The sequence below is a fragment of the Sphingobacterium sp. MYb388 genome (assembly GCF_037479535.1).
GTDB classification, from domain to species: Bacteria; Bacteroidota; Bacteroidia; order Sphingobacteriales; family Sphingobacteriaceae; genus Sphingobacterium; species Sphingobacterium anhuiense.
Map to the genome: position 1 here is coordinate 704595 of NZ_JBBGYV010000002.1, position 14870 is coordinate 719464.

The window sequence follows — 14870 nt, forward strand, 5'->3', positions numbered from 1 at the left end:
TATTGCACTTTAATGGAAAAGAGTTGTAAGATTTACACCTCGTCCAACGGTGTTCTTTTGTCTTCTTTGATCTGCTTGAACTGACTTGGTGTAAGCCCTGTTACTTTTTTGAACTGGTTGCTTAAGTATGCAACACTGGAATAGTTAAGGCTGTCAGCAATTTCGCTTAAAGACAATTCGTCGTATCCTAACAGTTCTTTGACTTTTTCAATCTTTTGGGCAATAAAGTATTTTTCGATCGTCGTGCTTTCAACTTCTGAGAATAGGTTTGAAAGATAATTATAATCATGTTGTAACTTATTGCTCAAAATATCGGATAGGTTATTTTTTGTTTCACTGTCTTGGTAATGTACCAACTCAATAATAACGTTTTTGATACCCTCAATGATTTGACTTTTTTTATCGTCAATGACTTCAAATCCTCTTGCTAATAGATTTTCATTCAGCATTTTAATTTGATCGTCCGATAATTCTTGCTTCAAAGCCACTTTTCCAAGGGTCACATTTTCTGTCTGAATGTCAAGTTTTTTTAATTCACTCTGTACCACCATGATACAGCGGTCGCATACCATGTTTTTTATATATAGTGTTGCCATATCTTTTCTTTATATGCTAAAATAATGTATGAAATCGAACAGGTAAATGTACAATTAATATTTATAGGTCATCAATTTTTTAAAAATTTGACGCTATTCCTAATTGCATATGCTTGTTGTTTATAAAGGATTAATGGGTATCATACTGCGACCCCTAATCGACATATGCATTGTTCGTTAAACTTCCTCTTTGATAAGAATCGGTTAGGGGTATTCTGTCTTTCTAGGATAAGTTTTTAGAGTTAGAGGAAGGTTTGCCGATATTTCTGAGGGCTGATTCCTATTAATTCTTTGAATAGGTTTGAAAAAGTCGGAATACTGTCGTAACCGATTCTGTAAACAATTTCACTAATATGCAGTGATTGATCTTCTAATAATTCTAATGCGAGCTGCATACGGCTTAATTTTATAAACTGAAAAATGGTTATATCTGTTTCTTTTTTAAATTGTCTTGACAATGTCCGCTCGGGAATATTTACGTGTTTGGATAAGGATGTTATTGTAATCTGTTCACTGATTGATTGCGTAATATATTCAACAACTTTTAGGAGTGACTCGGATTTTGGTGGTTGTGCATGAAGTTTTAGGGGGCTGACTAATATATATGATAACATTTTTTTTAAAGACGCTAACCCAACTTCTTTCATTTCTTTATCGGACCAATGTTGAACGCCAAAGGCTAGAAGATTATCAAGTAAGTTTGATGGAGAGAAAATAGCGATATTTCCCCAATGTGCAATAGGGTAGTGTTCCTTATTCAAATCAAGAAAGATCGTCTTGAGTTTTAAATTGGGCGATCTTGATATTAATTTATGTTTGATATGTGCGTCAACATAAGCGTAGTGGCGGGCAGGGATACAAAAACTTCCCTTTTCCGAGTAGAGATATACGGCGCTCATTTCGGGGGAGATCAGCTGTGCTTTTTCATGATCATGTATCTCGGTATTAAATTGACCAAAATACCGGATCTCAATATTTCCATCTTCAATAACTTTTGTACAATCTAGTGTTGATATATAAGCTTTTGGCATAATTAGATAAGTATTGCTCTATTTTCAAATATAACAAAATAAAATCTGTCTTTATTTTTGGGAAAAAGAAATAGGATGAATAAGAAAAAAATAGATATTTTCGATACAACTCTTCGCGATGGCGAGCAGGGACCTGGGTGCTTGCTGACTCTTCAATCAAAACTGGAAATAGCCGAACAGCTTGAATTTCTCGGTGTTGATATTATAGAAGCCGGTTTCCCTGTGAGTTCTCCTGCCGATTTTAAAGCCGTACAGGAAGTTTCAAAATTAATTAAAAATGCTAAAGTGTGCGCATTGGCAAGAGCTCGTGAACTGGATATTGACATTGCGGTTGATGCCCTCAAAAATGCAGTGTGCCCTCGTGTGCAACTTGGTATCGGGACTTCGGATATTCATATTAAAAATAAATTTAATAGTACCAGAGATGAAATTTTAGCCGTAGCATTTAAAATGGTGAGGTATGCGTCAAAAAAAATTGAAGAGGTGCAATTTTTTGCTGAGGATGCTGGTAGAGCTGATAATTTATTCTTAGCAAAAATGGTTGAAAATGTAATTGATGCGGGAGCAAAGGTTGTTAATTTACCAGATACAAATGGATTTTGCACACCATTTGAATATTATGAAAAGATAAAATTTGTGATTGACACTGTTCCGAATATTCATAAAGCTAAAATCTCTGTCCATTGCCATAATGATCTGGGAATGGCAACTGCAAATACGATCGCAGGTCTGCTGGCTGGCGCTAGCCAAGCGGAAGGCACTGTAAATGGTGTTGGTGAAAGAGCTGGAAATGCCGCTTTGGAGGAAATCATTATGACGCTTATGATCAAAGATCTACCAGTGTATACGACTGTGAATCCGATCTATATTAGTAAGTTGAGTAAAATGGTCGAGAGGGCTATGTCGAATGATGTTCAGGCGAATAAGGCTATTGTTGGGAGAAATGCATTTGCGCATTCTTCGGGAATTCATCAAGATGGTGTACTGAAGGACAGAAGCAATTATGAAATAATCGATCCTGCGATGATCGGTTTCGAGTTACCGGATCTTATACTGACAGCCCGAAGCGGTAGAGCTGCATTGAAAAATAGGATGCAAACGCTAGATATACAATTTGTAGAAAAGGAATTTGAGTTGTATTATGACTGTTTTTTGCGGTTAGCGGATACTAAATCTATTGTAACTGATGCTGATCTAGTGGATTTATGTCGTGATATTAATAAGGGATAAGCTGACGCATTGAATTTCCTGATTCTTCATAGCATATGATAGGATCATTTTTTAACATATGTAAAATTTATAATCAATGCTTTTGGTCAATTTTGTACTCCGCATGATAGGTTGATTACAATAGATGTATAAAATTGAATTGATTATAAATGAGTAAGTATGGATCTTAAGAAGATATTAGTGGAAATTTATCCATTGCCTGAAGAATCGATTTCGAAGTTGCTGCTATTAATTCGAGAAGTTCATTTTCCAAAGGGGCATATTATTATTAAAGCTAATAAAATCGAAAAGTCGATATATTTTATCAAAAAGGGAATTGTTCGAGCTTATGCTGAGCATGAAGGTTTACAACGTACTTTTTGGTTCGGTGAGGAAGGTGAAACTATTCTTTCCATGAAAAGCTATGCTGAAAATGAAAGGAGTTATGAATTTATAGAATTAATGGAACCTTGTCAACTTTATGAACTTGAGATAAAAGCAGTAAAACATTTATTTAACGAAGATATTTACATTTCTAATTGGGGTCGAAAACTTGCTGAAAAGGAATTGATAAAAGTTGAAAATAAATTGATATCCCGGGAGATACAATCTGCAAAAGAAAGGTATGAGTTGTTGGTGAGTAAAAATCCGAGTTTATTGCGTCGGATACAATTGAAATATTTGGCCTCTTACCTGGGGATAACGCAAGTTACGCTAAGTAGGATCAGAAAAAAAAGTTAGGGCAATATTATTATAACGCATTTAATAATGAACGTTTTATTTGCTGCAAGGAGTAATTATAAAAGGGTTTTCATCCAATTGGCTGAAAACCTTTTTGTTATTTTAGTTCGGAGGTCTGGTACTGCTGGATTCATTAAGAAAGAACTTATTTGTATGTAGGTATTATTTAACATATGTAAATTTTTATCTGTTTTTGATTTATCAATTTTACACCCATATTAAATATGATTTGCTAAATAAACAAAATTCAGATATGGAAAAAACGATAGGATCGGTTAGGCAGTTTCTTGAAGCTAATTTTTTACATTTTAATGCGGCGAGTCTGGTTGACGCAGCGAAAGGTTATGAAGCTCATTTGGAGCAGGGGGGTAAAATGTTGGTTTCATTAGCCGGAGCAATGAGTACTGCTGAGCTGGGAATTTCATTGGCAGAAATGATTCGACAGGATAAAATCGCGATCATAAGCTGTACGGGTGCTAACCTCGAGGAAGATATTATGAATTTGGTTGCACACTCGCATTATAAAAGAATTCCAAATTATAGGGACTTAACTCCTCAAGATGAGTTAGATCTTCTTAAAAGTAAATATAACCGCGTGACGGATACTTGTATACCGGAAGAGGAGGCATTCCGGAAAATACAGGTTCATATTGAGAAAATCTGGAAAGATGCTGAGCAAGCTGGTGAAAGATTTTTTCCGCATGAGTATATGTATAAACTTTTATTAAGTGGTGTTCTTAAGGATGTATATGAAATTGATCCTAAAAACTCCTGGATGCTTGCCGCAGCGGAAAAGAATCTACCGATTGTGGTCCCAGGATGGGAGGATTCGACTATGGGAAATATCTTTGCTTCCTATGTTATAAAAAATGAATTAAAATCATCAACGGTTAAGAGCGGTATTGAATATATGGTCTGGTTAGCTGACTACTATGCGAAGCATGCTATTGATCAAGGTATCGGTTTCTTTCAAATTGGAGGTGGAATTGCGGGCGACTTTGCGATGTGTGTAGCGCCAATGCTGGAGCAGGATCTTGAAATGGAAAATATTAAAAAGTGGCGATATTATTGTCAGATCACAGATTCAACTACTTCGTTTGGTTCGTATTCCGGATGTATCCCGAATGAAAAAATAACCTGGGGTAAACTGGACGTGGATACTCCTAGTTATGTTATTGAGTCCGATGCAACAATAGTTGCTCCTTTGATCTTTGCCTATCTTTTAAATCGATAACATATTTCTTCATTATGGTGTGCATCTCGTGATGCACACCATAAATCTAAAATTTTTAATAATTGAATAATGCATGATATCAAAAATCTGAGATGGTTCTGTTTGTTTCTTTTCACACTGTTTGTGTCTGTATCAAAGGGGAATGCTTCGGATGCAAAGAGTTCTCAAAAGGAAAATATAGATCGCTTCATACAGCACCATCTGGAGGATGACTATTATTTTTCGTTGTTTAAAGACGAAGAGAATAACCTCACTTATGGATTTCCTTTGCCAGTGATATTAATAGATGAGGGTATTAACATATTTTCATCATCTAGGTTTATCCATACGGATGGTCCTGTCAAGATCGGGGATAAGTTTTATCGTATAGATCATAATAAAATTTATCGAACTGATGGGAATGGCGATAAGCTAGTTGAAGCTAATAAATTTGTAAAACCGATCGATTTGTCTATGACAAAAAATGTTGTTGGTTTGATTTTGACTGCTGGTTTAATGTTTTTTATGTTTATAGCATTGGCAAGATCATACCGGAAAAATAAGTTGCCACAGGGATTTGGACGAGTGTTAGAGCCTCTTATTATCTATGTGCGCGATGAAATGGCTAAGCCTAATATCGGCTCTAGATATCAGGAGTTTTTGCCTTATCTTCTTTCTGTTTTCTTTTTAATATGGATTTTAAATCTGATTGGGTTAACTCCTTTAGGTTTTAATGTTACTGGAAATATTACGGTGACATTATGTTTGGCTTTATTTACTTTAATCATTACCAATATGAAGGCATCTAGGAGTTATTGGAAGCATATTTTCTGGATGCCAGGTGTTCCAATTCCTTTTCGTATCGCATTGATGCCGATTGAGGTTATCGGAATTTTTACCAAAGCTTTCTCCTTAATGATCCGACTGTTCGCCAATAATGTAGCTGGTCACACTGTTATTATGGGGCTTATTGCAATTATTTACTTATTGAATAATCAATTGACATTGGGGGGAAGTATTGTTGTTTCACTTTTACTGACGTCCTTTTTGTTTATTATCAAGTTATTGGCGGCATTTTTACAAGCTTATATCTTTACAATGCTTTCCTCTCTTTTTATTGGACTGGCGGTGCAAGAGGATGAGCATCATTAATTCTTGACGGGGGCTAACTTCAGCTTAGACATATTTTTTTTCCTAACAACTTCGTACCGCTCATAACAAAGGAGCGGTACGAAGTTGTTTTTAATAAGGACAGGTTTACATCAGTCCAAATTTCAATCCGATAAAAAAAGTTCTTGGTCGACTAGGACCATAAATATAATTACTGTCTCTATTTTTACCGATATCAAAATCTTTCTGATATTGATTGAACATATTCTGAATACCGATATTGAATTGAAGATCCTGCTTAATTTGTTTTAAGGTAAATCGATAGGATAATTTGATGTTATTTTCTAAAAATGTGGGTGAGGTGTTAAGGACATCCTGATCAATGCCTGGGGCACCTGCAAAATGAGGTACTTTCATCGGACCAGTCAAAACTCCTGATAAAACGGCATTGAAGCGATTCTGGGGCCAAAAACTGAGTGTATAATAACCGTAAAGATCGGGCGAACGCAGATATTTTCTTGTTCCTGAAATAGTAGAAGACCAAGATACAGCTTCATCATAGGTTGATTTTTGGAATGTTAAACCCGTCTCAAGCTGTATTTTCTGATCATAATTGAATCTTCCTTCAGCTGTGATTCCTCTTACGGATGAGCTGGATCCATTTTTTCGTAAGAGTTGCTGATTGTTATTTTGATCGGTACCGATTTCTTCTAAAACAAAAGTATTATACAGTCGTGTGAAAAAGCCATCTACCGTGAAACCGTAGATAAAATGTTCGCTTGCTCTATTGAAATCTAATGAAACGTTAAAGCTATTGGACGTTTCTGCGATCAAGTTGTCATCTGTTCTAATGACGGAAACTCCACCTCCGGCAAAAGCCATATGCATGTCGGTTTCTAATGCTTGCGGTGCTTTAAATCCTCTCGCGTAGGATGTGCGAAGCTGGGTTTCACTACCCAATTTATATAATGCACTTAACCTAGGGGTCAGTACAAGTTTATCTATACGATTGGATTTATTTAACCGTAGTCCTGATAGCACGGTTAATTTTCGGGTTACTTCCCAGTCACTTTGTAAAAAAGCACCTAATAGATTTACATGCTGATCAATGAGATAATCATATGCCTTAATTTCATCGAAAGTATATTCATATTGATTTTCAATTCCGGTGGTGAAGGTGTTTTTTCCATTCAGAAAATCAGAGCTGATGTAGTTGTATTGGACTCCGCTTTGAATGGAGTGATTTTTTGTATGCCCCCAGGCATCGATCTGATCTATACCTGTATAATGTGTTCTTTTTGTGTTTTGAGCAGCGCCATAAACGCTAAATGAGCTTTCTTTATCTTTTGCCTGATGTTCATAATTGAAACCTCCTACTAAGATATTATGTAACCGATATTCGGACTGGTCGGCTTTGTCGGCTTGCAGATCCAATTTATTTCCACCTTTTCTTTCTTCGTTGATACTCCAACCATTTATTTCTAGTTTATCCTGAGGAGATAACTTAAAAAATGAATTGAAACCAAAGGAGTTGTTTTGTAACATAGGCATTTCGGAAAAACCATCGCCATTTGCATCGTAAGAATTACGGTTGCGGTGAGATGCAAAGAAAGAAACTCCCGCATTTTGCTCTTCATTGACTGCTGTTAGATTGGCATTGAAAAAATGATCCCAGGTTTTGTTGCCCATTAATGAACTGTTATTTGAAAGTGTAAAGGAGCTTTTTTGGGCTTGCTTGGTCAGAATATTGACTGTTCCGGCTATAGCTGATGAACCATATAAGACTGATCCACCCCCCCTGACAATTTCAACACGATCAATCATGTTGGCAGGTATCTGTTCTAATCCATATAAACTCATCAATGAACTAAATACGGGCCGACTATTAATTAAAACCTGTGAATAAGAACCTCCTAATCCATTCATCCGCAATTGAGAATAATTGCAGGTCTGACAGTCTGTTTCCATACGTAAACCGGGCTGAAAACATAATCCGTCGGCTAAGGTGTTGGATTGTGTAATATTGAATGTTCTACTATCTAGGATATTGACTGCTACAGGACTTTCAGACCTTTTGCGCGCCGTGCGGGTACCGGTTACGACGACACTATTTAAGCGATTGCTGATCGAGGTCAATGCTACATCTCTTACTTGAAGTTTTGTATCTGCTATTGTTAACGTTAAAAGCTTTGTCGCAAAACCAATGAAACTTACTTTGATCTGATGCGAACCTACAGGGATATTTTGCAATTCATAATTTCCTGTGCTGTCTGCTTTTGTGGCAAGACCTAATAGGGGAATGCTTACTGTGGCCCATTCAATAGGTTCTCCTTCGCTATCTGTTATTTTACCTTTTAGACGTGCAGTTTGGGCAGAAAGAGTCAAACTCATCAAAATGAGGACTCCTGTTATTAAAAAAATGTTAATGTTCATTATGTAAATATTATTTGTTAGTCATGCAAATCTATAAAGTTTGCATGAACTAACAAATTATTTATAACAATATTGTTAGATTGTGCTAATAATTAGTAGTTTTGTTATAATGATATCACAGACTGAAGAAAATTATCTGAAAGCATTATTTGCTTTGACGAGCACAAAAGGTGAAGCCAGCGTAAATGAATTAAGTAAACTGCTGGATATAAAAATGCCTACCGTTAATGGTATGATGAAACGCCTCAGTGAAAAGGATTTTGTTATTTATGAGAGTTATAAACCATTAAAGCTTACGGAAAAGGGCAAGAAAGAGGCATCATTGATTATTCGGAAGCATCGTCTTACCGAGATGTATCTTGTGGAGAAAATGGGTTTTGGCTGGGAAGAGGTACATGATATTGCGGAACAAATTGAACATATAAAATCTCCAGCATTTTTTGAGAAAATGGATGAAATTTTAGGTTTTCCTGAAGTGGATCCTCATGGTTCTCCCATACCAGATGTAAATGGTAAATTAAAATTAAAAGAGTTTATTAAATTGAGCGATTGTAAAAGTGGAGATGTCGTAAAATTTATGGCTGTTAGACCTTCTTCGGAAGAATTGCTTAAATTTTTAAATAGCCGTCAATTGATTCTTGGGTCTGTGATTACCATAAAATCTGTTGAATTATTTGATAAGAGCATGTCTGTTAGTTACTCGGGTGATGGAACCGAGGTTTTAAGTAGTATGGTGTGTGAAAAATTGCTCGTAGAACATATCAGTAAATAGGTTAATCTATATTTATAAATATAGGAAATAAGCATAGGAATAGAATTGTAGTTTCTAATGCTACAAGATGAAGTGTATTTCTCGTATTTCTTGTAACATTTTAAGTACTAAAAATCAATTTTGGAACAGCTCATTGAGCTGTTTTTTTATAAGCAAACGTTTGATTCGGTAGTCTAATGACGTTTGGACTAGTGGACCACACTTCTTGATGATCTGGCTTGCAACTTGGCTTTTGCGCATATTATTATATATTTGAAATACAAAAATAAGGTTGACTTATTTATTGTTATCGTTTTTTATGCGCTTTTCCTATGAATGGCACATGAAAAAGGGACGACAATTAAGTTTGGCTCATTTTTGTTATACTTCAAACCAATAATTATGTACCTAAGATATCAACTATTATCTTTTCTCCTTATCGTTTGCCTGTGCTCATTTGCTGTACAAAAACCTAAAAATTATCCTCAAAAATCTTTCCATAACCTAGCATTGCGTTTAGATGGTCATGATAATGATGTAAGAACGGGTATGGGTGTTTTACGGAATGAATGGACGATAGAAGCATGGATAAAAGGAGATGATCGTATATGGAAGGAGTATGAAGCTATCTTTGGTGGCGGTGAGTATAGCGATCTAAATAGTTGTGATAATATGCCGTTAGTGGTTAAAAATGGTTATTTGCATAGTAATGGCGCAGGGATTACTGCTCCAGAGAAATTGGATGATAATTGGCATCATGTAGCGGCTTCCTGTAATGGGAAGTCTACTTTTTTATACTTAGATGGTAAAGAAGTGGCTCGTAAAGACACAGTGGTTGCCATTTTACCGGGTGCTATTGGTCTCCACGAGAAAAAACAAAGTTTTGGTGGATTGATTGATGAGGTTAGAATTTGGTCAAAAGCTGTTCCTATCAACGTAATCAATAAGTGGAAAAATAGATCTGTTGAAAGAACTCATCCCCAGTTTTCTGCCCTCGTAGGCTATTATACATTTGATGATTTTAAAGATGTGGTATCGGTAAACTGGGTAGGAAAGGGACATCTATCTTATCACTTGAGAAATGGACGCAGTGACTATTATGGCCAGCTTCCGATGGCATATACGGTAGAAAATACCAATGTTTCTTTTCAGAATTTTAATAAGAAACAGCAATTGTTTAATGCGGTCGTTGTACAGAATGAGTGGGATTTAGAACAAGGTACTGTAGATGGCCAGCTGTTAAAATTGAGGATTGTGGTACAGGGTGATCAAAAAGCGCTTAGCTTGGACGAAATTAAGCTTGATCTCACGCAAAACTCTTCTTTGAAAGATCTCAATGGTATAAAATTGTATTATACGGGGCAGTATCCTAAATCGAATATTAAACAGCCTATTTTCGATGGTACACAGCATCTCGAAGGGAAGATGATTTTTAGGAATAAGGATGTAAAGGATAAATTTTACTTAAAACCAGGTGTTAATTATTTTCTCGTCAGTGCTGCTGTTCAAGATAAAGCGGAAGTCGGGCATCAACTGGGTGCGCTCATTACTCATTTCGTTTTGTCTGGAAAAAAATATAAACCTGAGATCGAGGAATCAAAGGTGAAACAGTTTGTTACTCCTAAAGACAAGAATAATTTTGTTAAAGTGCTACAATGGAATATCTGGCATGGTGGAGTGCATTTGGGTAAAGATAAAGGCCGAGAACGCATTATTGATTTGATCCAAACTTCTAATGCGGATATTATTACCATGCAGGAAGGGTATGGTGCACAGGATACGATCGCAAAAACTTTGGGATTTTATTTACAAACCAAATCTTCAAAGGACAATCTGGCATTGTTCAGTAGATATCCTATCAAGAAGATCCAATCAAGTGAACCGTTTAAATCTAATCCTGCAACGATCAAACTACCTAATGGACGTGATATTATAGTGAATGGCTGCTGGCTTAGATATGCGTATCGACCTGAATATACAAGTGGTTATCAAAACTTTGGTATGGAACCTAAAACCTGGGTTGCAGAAGACGCTATACTTTCTTTGGTGGATGTGAGAAATTTATTAGAAAAGGATGTTGATCCTTATGTTGAATCTGTAGATCAACCTATTATAATAGGCGGAGATTTCAATTCTTATAGTCACCTGGACTGGACAGAGAAAACTAAAGATCTGCATTTTGGTTATGGTGCTGTACCATTTCCGACATCGAAGTTTATGATAGAAAACGGTTTTAAGGATTCTTTTCGTGAAATTAATCCTGACGAATTAGGTAATCAGGGCGGAACTTTTGCACCTATATATGGTCAAATGCCTGATGCCAGAATAGATTTTATTTACTATAAGGGGGCTATTCAGGCGATCTCATCAAAAATCATTAGGACAAGTCCGGAAATTGATGACGTTTGGGCTTCTGATCATGCTGCTGTGATGACGATTTTTGAAACTACGTTAGGTAAAAATATTAATAAATAGATCTCGATCGTACTTTCATGAAGAATTAAAGTTATTAGCAATTGTTTATTTGATCTATACTTTACTAATTGTTCTGAAACCAAAATTCGGGAACAGTGTATCGCGCAAAAAAGTAAAAGTTTTTGAAAAAAAATAATCAATCTGCGATTTGATTTTCTCAAGGTATCTCCAGTAGTACCAGAATTGGATCTACTACTGGAGATTTTAATTTATTGCTTTTCTAGAACCCATTTTTGATTATTAGTCCCAATATTATTATTGATACTGTATAATACAAGTTGTGTATTATCACTCGTGCTACTTCCGGGATTGTCGATGATGTATCCTTTGCTGAGAATGGTTTTAATGTAAACTGTATTATTGCTTTCCAGAAAATTGATGGTCCATTGTTGATTTTGGTTTGTCGAATTGGTATATTGAATTAATCCTGTGTTGATGTCATCTATACTTCCTGGAATATCGATAGATTTGGAACTAGCAACGTTTACTAAAGCATACCCAGCGCTTCCGGCAACGATTTTCCATTTTTGTGAATCACTTATGCTATTGCTATACTGTACGATCTGAGCTGCATTAGCGGTACTATTATCGCGAACAGTGAGGTATTTACCGCTGCTTACATTTTTTATTTTGTAGGTATCATTCGCACTGAAAATGGTGAGCGGAATTAATTTTGAGGCTGCTTGTTGATTAAAAATATCTGTTAATGTTATGCGGACTGTATAATTTCCTGATGTTAAACTGCTTGATAACGTGTCCACTCTTTTTTCGGGTTTAATTTTCTCCTGCGTTTGTATTACAGACCCTGAAGCATTTAAAAGCTCAAGTTTATAACTAAGCTGCGGTGATTTGTTTTCATTTATTCCCCAGGATACAATCAGCTTGTTGTTGTGGTAACGTACAGTACTATAGCTGTTTTCTATGGTCGTTAATTCCGGTGCATTACCTTGACCTGCCTGTGCTGGTAAATTTAGTACCCGCCCTGTACCAAAGGCTGGATCTGGCGTGGTGGAACCACCGTGTTCCATGAAATATGCGTCTTCTGTACTGTTGTATTTGACATTAAAGGCGCGATCAAATTGACCATTACGTACTGAATCATTGTCATTGGCAGAGAAATATCGGCTACTTGATTTTTCCCAAACGTTATTGATACTTAAATTCCAATTGTCTTTAAGAAATGCTTTACGGTGAAATCTACCATCATAATTTGGATTATCTCCGACCCAATTTTCTAAAAATGTTCCAGTACCTGACCCCAGATATCCTGCGCTTGCTTCACGGCCAATTGTAGAGGTATGCAACCATTTTCCTGTAGATAAATCTTGAACGAAATTGGCAATATATATTTTTCCATTTTCCTTCCAGGAACGAATGACCATATTATACCAAGTGTTGAGCGTCCAATTATAAGGATTTAATGTCTTTTGCCCATCGCCTTCACCACCAAATCGGCTGGCAATTGTTTTGCTATCGAGATAAGAGTAAAACGCTAAATTATTTGTTGCAGTATTTTTGTCCCACAGTGATGCGAGCATAATATTGGAAGTGCCATAGCGCAGGTCTGGTGTATCTTGAAGTCCCATATAACCGCCGTTATAATTTAGGACAGAAAAGTATTCCGTTTTTGCCGTATTTGTGATCTTTATTTTGCTCATTTTCAATATTGCATCAGAAGTGAAATTGTAAACAAGATGTTGTGAAGGAGCTGCATTACTACCTGTCAATGTGAGGTTAAGTAAATCTTTGTCACTCTGTGAGATTAGATTTGAAGGCTTTTCTAATCCCGATTTTACAATTTCCTTTGAACACGCTATTGTGCTCAATGCAGCGAGAAATACGCTGTGAATCATTAATTTTCTTATAAAAGGATCTGTTTATAATGGGTTATTATTGCGTATTCTTGACGCAATGGTATTAAGGTAGGAAGTTTTCTTTGTATAATTAGCAGCTGATTTTAATGAAATCGATTGCGCAATTTTTAGTGTAATAAAAGAATGTGGGACAGATAGTGAGTTGTTTAAGATGTTGATTTTCAGTTTTATTCGGAACGCTGTTTAAATGATTAAAAAAAAATCATCAGTTTTTTGTTTAGACAAACAAACTTATGCTCGGTTACTATTGTTATATTATTAAGTTGCTAAATATTAAAAACATTAAAATAACATATATTATGGGAAATTTATTATATATAATCGCAGTCATTTTAGTCATTATCTGGGCGATCAGTTTTTTAGGAGGTTTCTACAGTGGCGGTATTATCCACGCTTTATTAGTCATTGCAATTATTGTAGTATTGTTGCGCGTTATTAGAGGAAATGCATAAACTTTAACTTACTGATAAACATTCAGGATATTTCAAGAGGGTAGGTTGAAAAGAGACTTTTTAAAAGTCTCTTTTTTATTATACAGGATCTGAATAAGTTGCAAATGCGTAATCTAATTCCTACTTTTTTGATCTGGAATAAGCAGATGGACTGACGCCTTTGCTATTTTTATAGAAATGAGAGAAATGACTTTCGTCGTTGAATCCAAATTCGTCAGCAATCTGTCTGAAAGTAAAAAGTCCTGACGCTAATCGTTTATCGATCAATGTTATTTTATATGCTGTTAGATAGTCGCGATAACCCATGTCGAAGTTTCTTTTAAAATAGGTGCTGAAGTAAGTAGGTGCAATATTAAAGTGGGCTGCAATTTGTTTAATTTGTATTTGCTTTGGTTCATAAATATGTTGGTGAATATAAGAAACAAGAAGTTCCTTTGCCGGGAAATTATTTATTCCAAATAATAACATTTTTGTCATCGTTTCTATGATTATCCCGAATATGGAAAGAATCTGATGGAAAACAAGTGGAGATGTGGAAAGTGATCCAACACTATTATAAAGTAAGATATTATCTATTGTATTCCTTAATATTTTCCTTATCTCTGGATTGAATTCTAGTTTTATTTCTTTCAATATTTTATTATTCATGATCGCAATAGGCTTATTTAGTGTTTGATTCTGTTGCGTCCAATGATTGCTATTACTGAAATAATCGTCAGTGAATTTGATTGCTATTACCCTTGTCCTTTTTTCAATTTTGAAATTATGTTCATCTTCAGGTGATATTACAAAGAGATCTCCTGCGTTATAGGCTAAGCTGTTGTTGTTGATCTCATGAATTCCCGACCCTTTATAAATATATACCAGCTCATAGTAGTTCTGTCCATGAACGGTTAGGTGGAAGTTGGATTCCTCAAAGTCAAATAATTTCAACGCATCAAATTGCTTGAGTTTGGTCATATGCGAGGCTGCTTTATGTAGTACT

12 protein-coding genes are annotated in these 14870 nt (G+C 35.7%); 7 read left to right on the top strand and 5 right to left on the bottom strand.

Going from position 1 to position 14870, the window contains the following annotated elements:
* Positions 1–32: 32 nt before the first annotated feature.
* Positions 33–596, bottom strand: coding sequence for an AraC family transcriptional regulator (locus WH188_RS08930; protein ID WP_132770396.1), 564 nt, complete (start codon positions 594–596; stop codon positions 33–35).
* Positions 597–838: 242 nt separating this feature from the next.
* On the bottom strand, positions 839–1627 hold the full coding sequence (locus tag WH188_RS08935; RefSeq protein WP_132770394.1) for a helix-turn-helix domain-containing protein: 789 nt from the start codon (positions 1625–1627) through the stop codon (positions 839–841).
* 75 nt (positions 1628–1702) lie between these two features.
* Between WH188_RS08935 and WH188_RS08940 the strand changes: the two genes are divergently transcribed.
* The 4 genes from WH188_RS08940 to atpB all read left to right on the top strand — a co-directional run bounded on the left by WH188_RS08940 (position 1703) and on the right by atpB (position 5942).
* Entirely contained in the window at positions 1703–2857 is a 1155-nt protein-coding gene (locus WH188_RS08940; RefSeq protein ID WP_132770393.1) for a 2-isopropylmalate synthase, read from the top strand.
* Positions 2858–3016: 159 nt separating this feature from the next.
* Positions 3017–3577, top strand: coding sequence for a Crp/Fnr family transcriptional regulator (locus WH188_RS08945; protein ID WP_132770391.1), 561 nt, complete (start codon positions 3017–3019; stop codon positions 3575–3577).
* Positions 3578–3830: 253 nt separating this feature from the next.
* Positions 3831–4811, top strand: a complete 981-nt coding sequence (locus tag WH188_RS08950; RefSeq protein WP_132770389.1) for a deoxyhypusine synthase family protein — start codon at positions 3831–3833, stop codon at positions 4809–4811.
* Positions 4812–4880: 69 nt separating this feature from the next.
* The gene (atpB, locus tag WH188_RS08955; RefSeq protein WP_132770388.1) at positions 4881–5942 is read left to right on the top strand and encodes a F0F1 ATP synthase subunit A; all 1062 of its coding nucleotides are present in this window, start codon (positions 4881–4883) and stop codon (positions 5940–5942) included.
* Between the two features lie 105 nt (positions 5943–6047).
* Here atpB and WH188_RS08960 read toward each other — a convergent pair whose 3' ends face one another.
* The gene (locus WH188_RS08960; protein WP_168127325.1) at positions 6048–8333 is read right to left on the bottom strand and encodes a TonB-dependent receptor; all 2286 of its coding nucleotides are present in this window, start codon (positions 8331–8333) and stop codon (positions 6048–6050) included.
* Positions 8334–8442: 109 nt separating this feature from the next.
* Here WH188_RS08960 and WH188_RS08965 point away from each other — a divergent pair, with 109 nt between their 5' ends.
* Both WH188_RS08965 and WH188_RS08970 read left to right on the top strand, forming a co-directional pair.
* Positions 8443–9105, top strand: coding sequence for a metal-dependent transcriptional regulator (locus tag WH188_RS08965; RefSeq protein WP_168127326.1), 663 nt, complete (start codon positions 8443–8445; stop codon positions 9103–9105).
* A gap of 381 nt (positions 9106–9486) precedes the next feature.
* Positions 9487–11559 (top strand): endonuclease/exonuclease/phosphatase family protein, encoded by a 2073-nt coding sequence (locus tag WH188_RS08970; protein WP_168127327.1) that lies wholly within the window; start codon positions 9487–9489, stop codon positions 11557–11559.
* Positions 11560–11768: 209 nt separating this feature from the next.
* Here WH188_RS08970 and WH188_RS08975 read toward each other — a convergent pair whose 3' ends face one another.
* On the bottom strand, positions 11769–13412 hold the full coding sequence (locus WH188_RS08975) for a DUF3472 domain-containing protein (RefSeq protein WP_168127328.1): 1644 nt from the start codon (positions 13410–13412) through the stop codon (positions 11769–11771).
* A 320-nt stretch (positions 13413–13732) separates the two neighbouring features.
* On the opposite strand from WH188_RS08975, the gene WH188_RS08980 reads away from it, so the two are divergent.
* On the top strand, positions 13733–13885 hold the full coding sequence (locus WH188_RS08980) for a lmo0937 family membrane protein (protein WP_108158845.1): 153 nt from the start codon (positions 13733–13735) through the stop codon (positions 13883–13885).
* Between the two features lie 120 nt (positions 13886–14005).
* Here the strand turns inward: WH188_RS08980 and WH188_RS08985 are convergent, their stop codons facing one another.
* Positions 14006–14845 carry an AraC family transcriptional regulator gene (locus WH188_RS08985; protein ID WP_132770380.1) on the bottom strand — a complete coding sequence of 280 codons (840 nt, stop codon included), beginning with the start codon at positions 14843–14845 and terminating at the stop codon, positions 14006–14008.
* Positions 14846–14870 lie beyond the last annotated feature (25 nt).

Coding starts and splice junctions, on each gene's coding strand:
- WH188_RS08930 (WP_132770396.1), bottom strand. CDS start 596: ATGGCAACACTATATATAAAAAACATGGTATGCGACCGCTGTATCATG.
- WH188_RS08935 (WP_132770394.1), bottom strand. CDS start 1,627: ATGCCAAAAGCTTATATATCAACACTAGATTGTACAAAAGTTATTGAA.
- WH188_RS08940 (WP_132770393.1), top strand. CDS start 1,703: ATGAATAAGAAAAAAATAGATATTTTCGATACAACTCTTCGCGATGGC.
- WH188_RS08945 (WP_132770391.1), top strand. CDS start 3,017: ATGGATCTTAAGAAGATATTAGTGGAAATTTATCCATTGCCTGAAGAA.
- WH188_RS08950 (WP_132770389.1), top strand. CDS start 3,831: ATGGAAAAAACGATAGGATCGGTTAGGCAGTTTCTTGAAGCTAATTTT.
- atpB (WP_132770388.1), top strand. CDS start 4,881: ATGCATGATATCAAAAATCTGAGATGGTTCTGTTTGTTTCTTTTCACA.
- WH188_RS08960 (WP_168127325.1), bottom strand. CDS start 8,333: ATGAACATTAACATTTTTTTAATAACAGGAGTCCTCATTTTGATGAGT.
- WH188_RS08965 (WP_168127326.1), top strand. CDS start 8,443: ATGATATCACAGACTGAAGAAAATTATCTGAAAGCATTATTTGCTTTG.
- WH188_RS08970 (WP_168127327.1), top strand. CDS start 9,487: ATGTACCTAAGATATCAACTATTATCTTTTCTCCTTATCGTTTGCCTG.
- WH188_RS08975 (WP_168127328.1), bottom strand. CDS start 13,412: ATGATTCACAGCGTATTTCTCGCTGCATTGAGCACAATAGCGTGTTCA.
- WH188_RS08980 (WP_108158845.1), top strand. CDS start 13,733: ATGGGAAATTTATTATATATAATCGCAGTCATTTTAGTCATTATCTGG.
- WH188_RS08985 (WP_132770380.1), bottom strand. CDS start 14,845: ATGACCAAACTCAAGCAATTTGATGCGTTGAAATTATTTGACTTTGAG.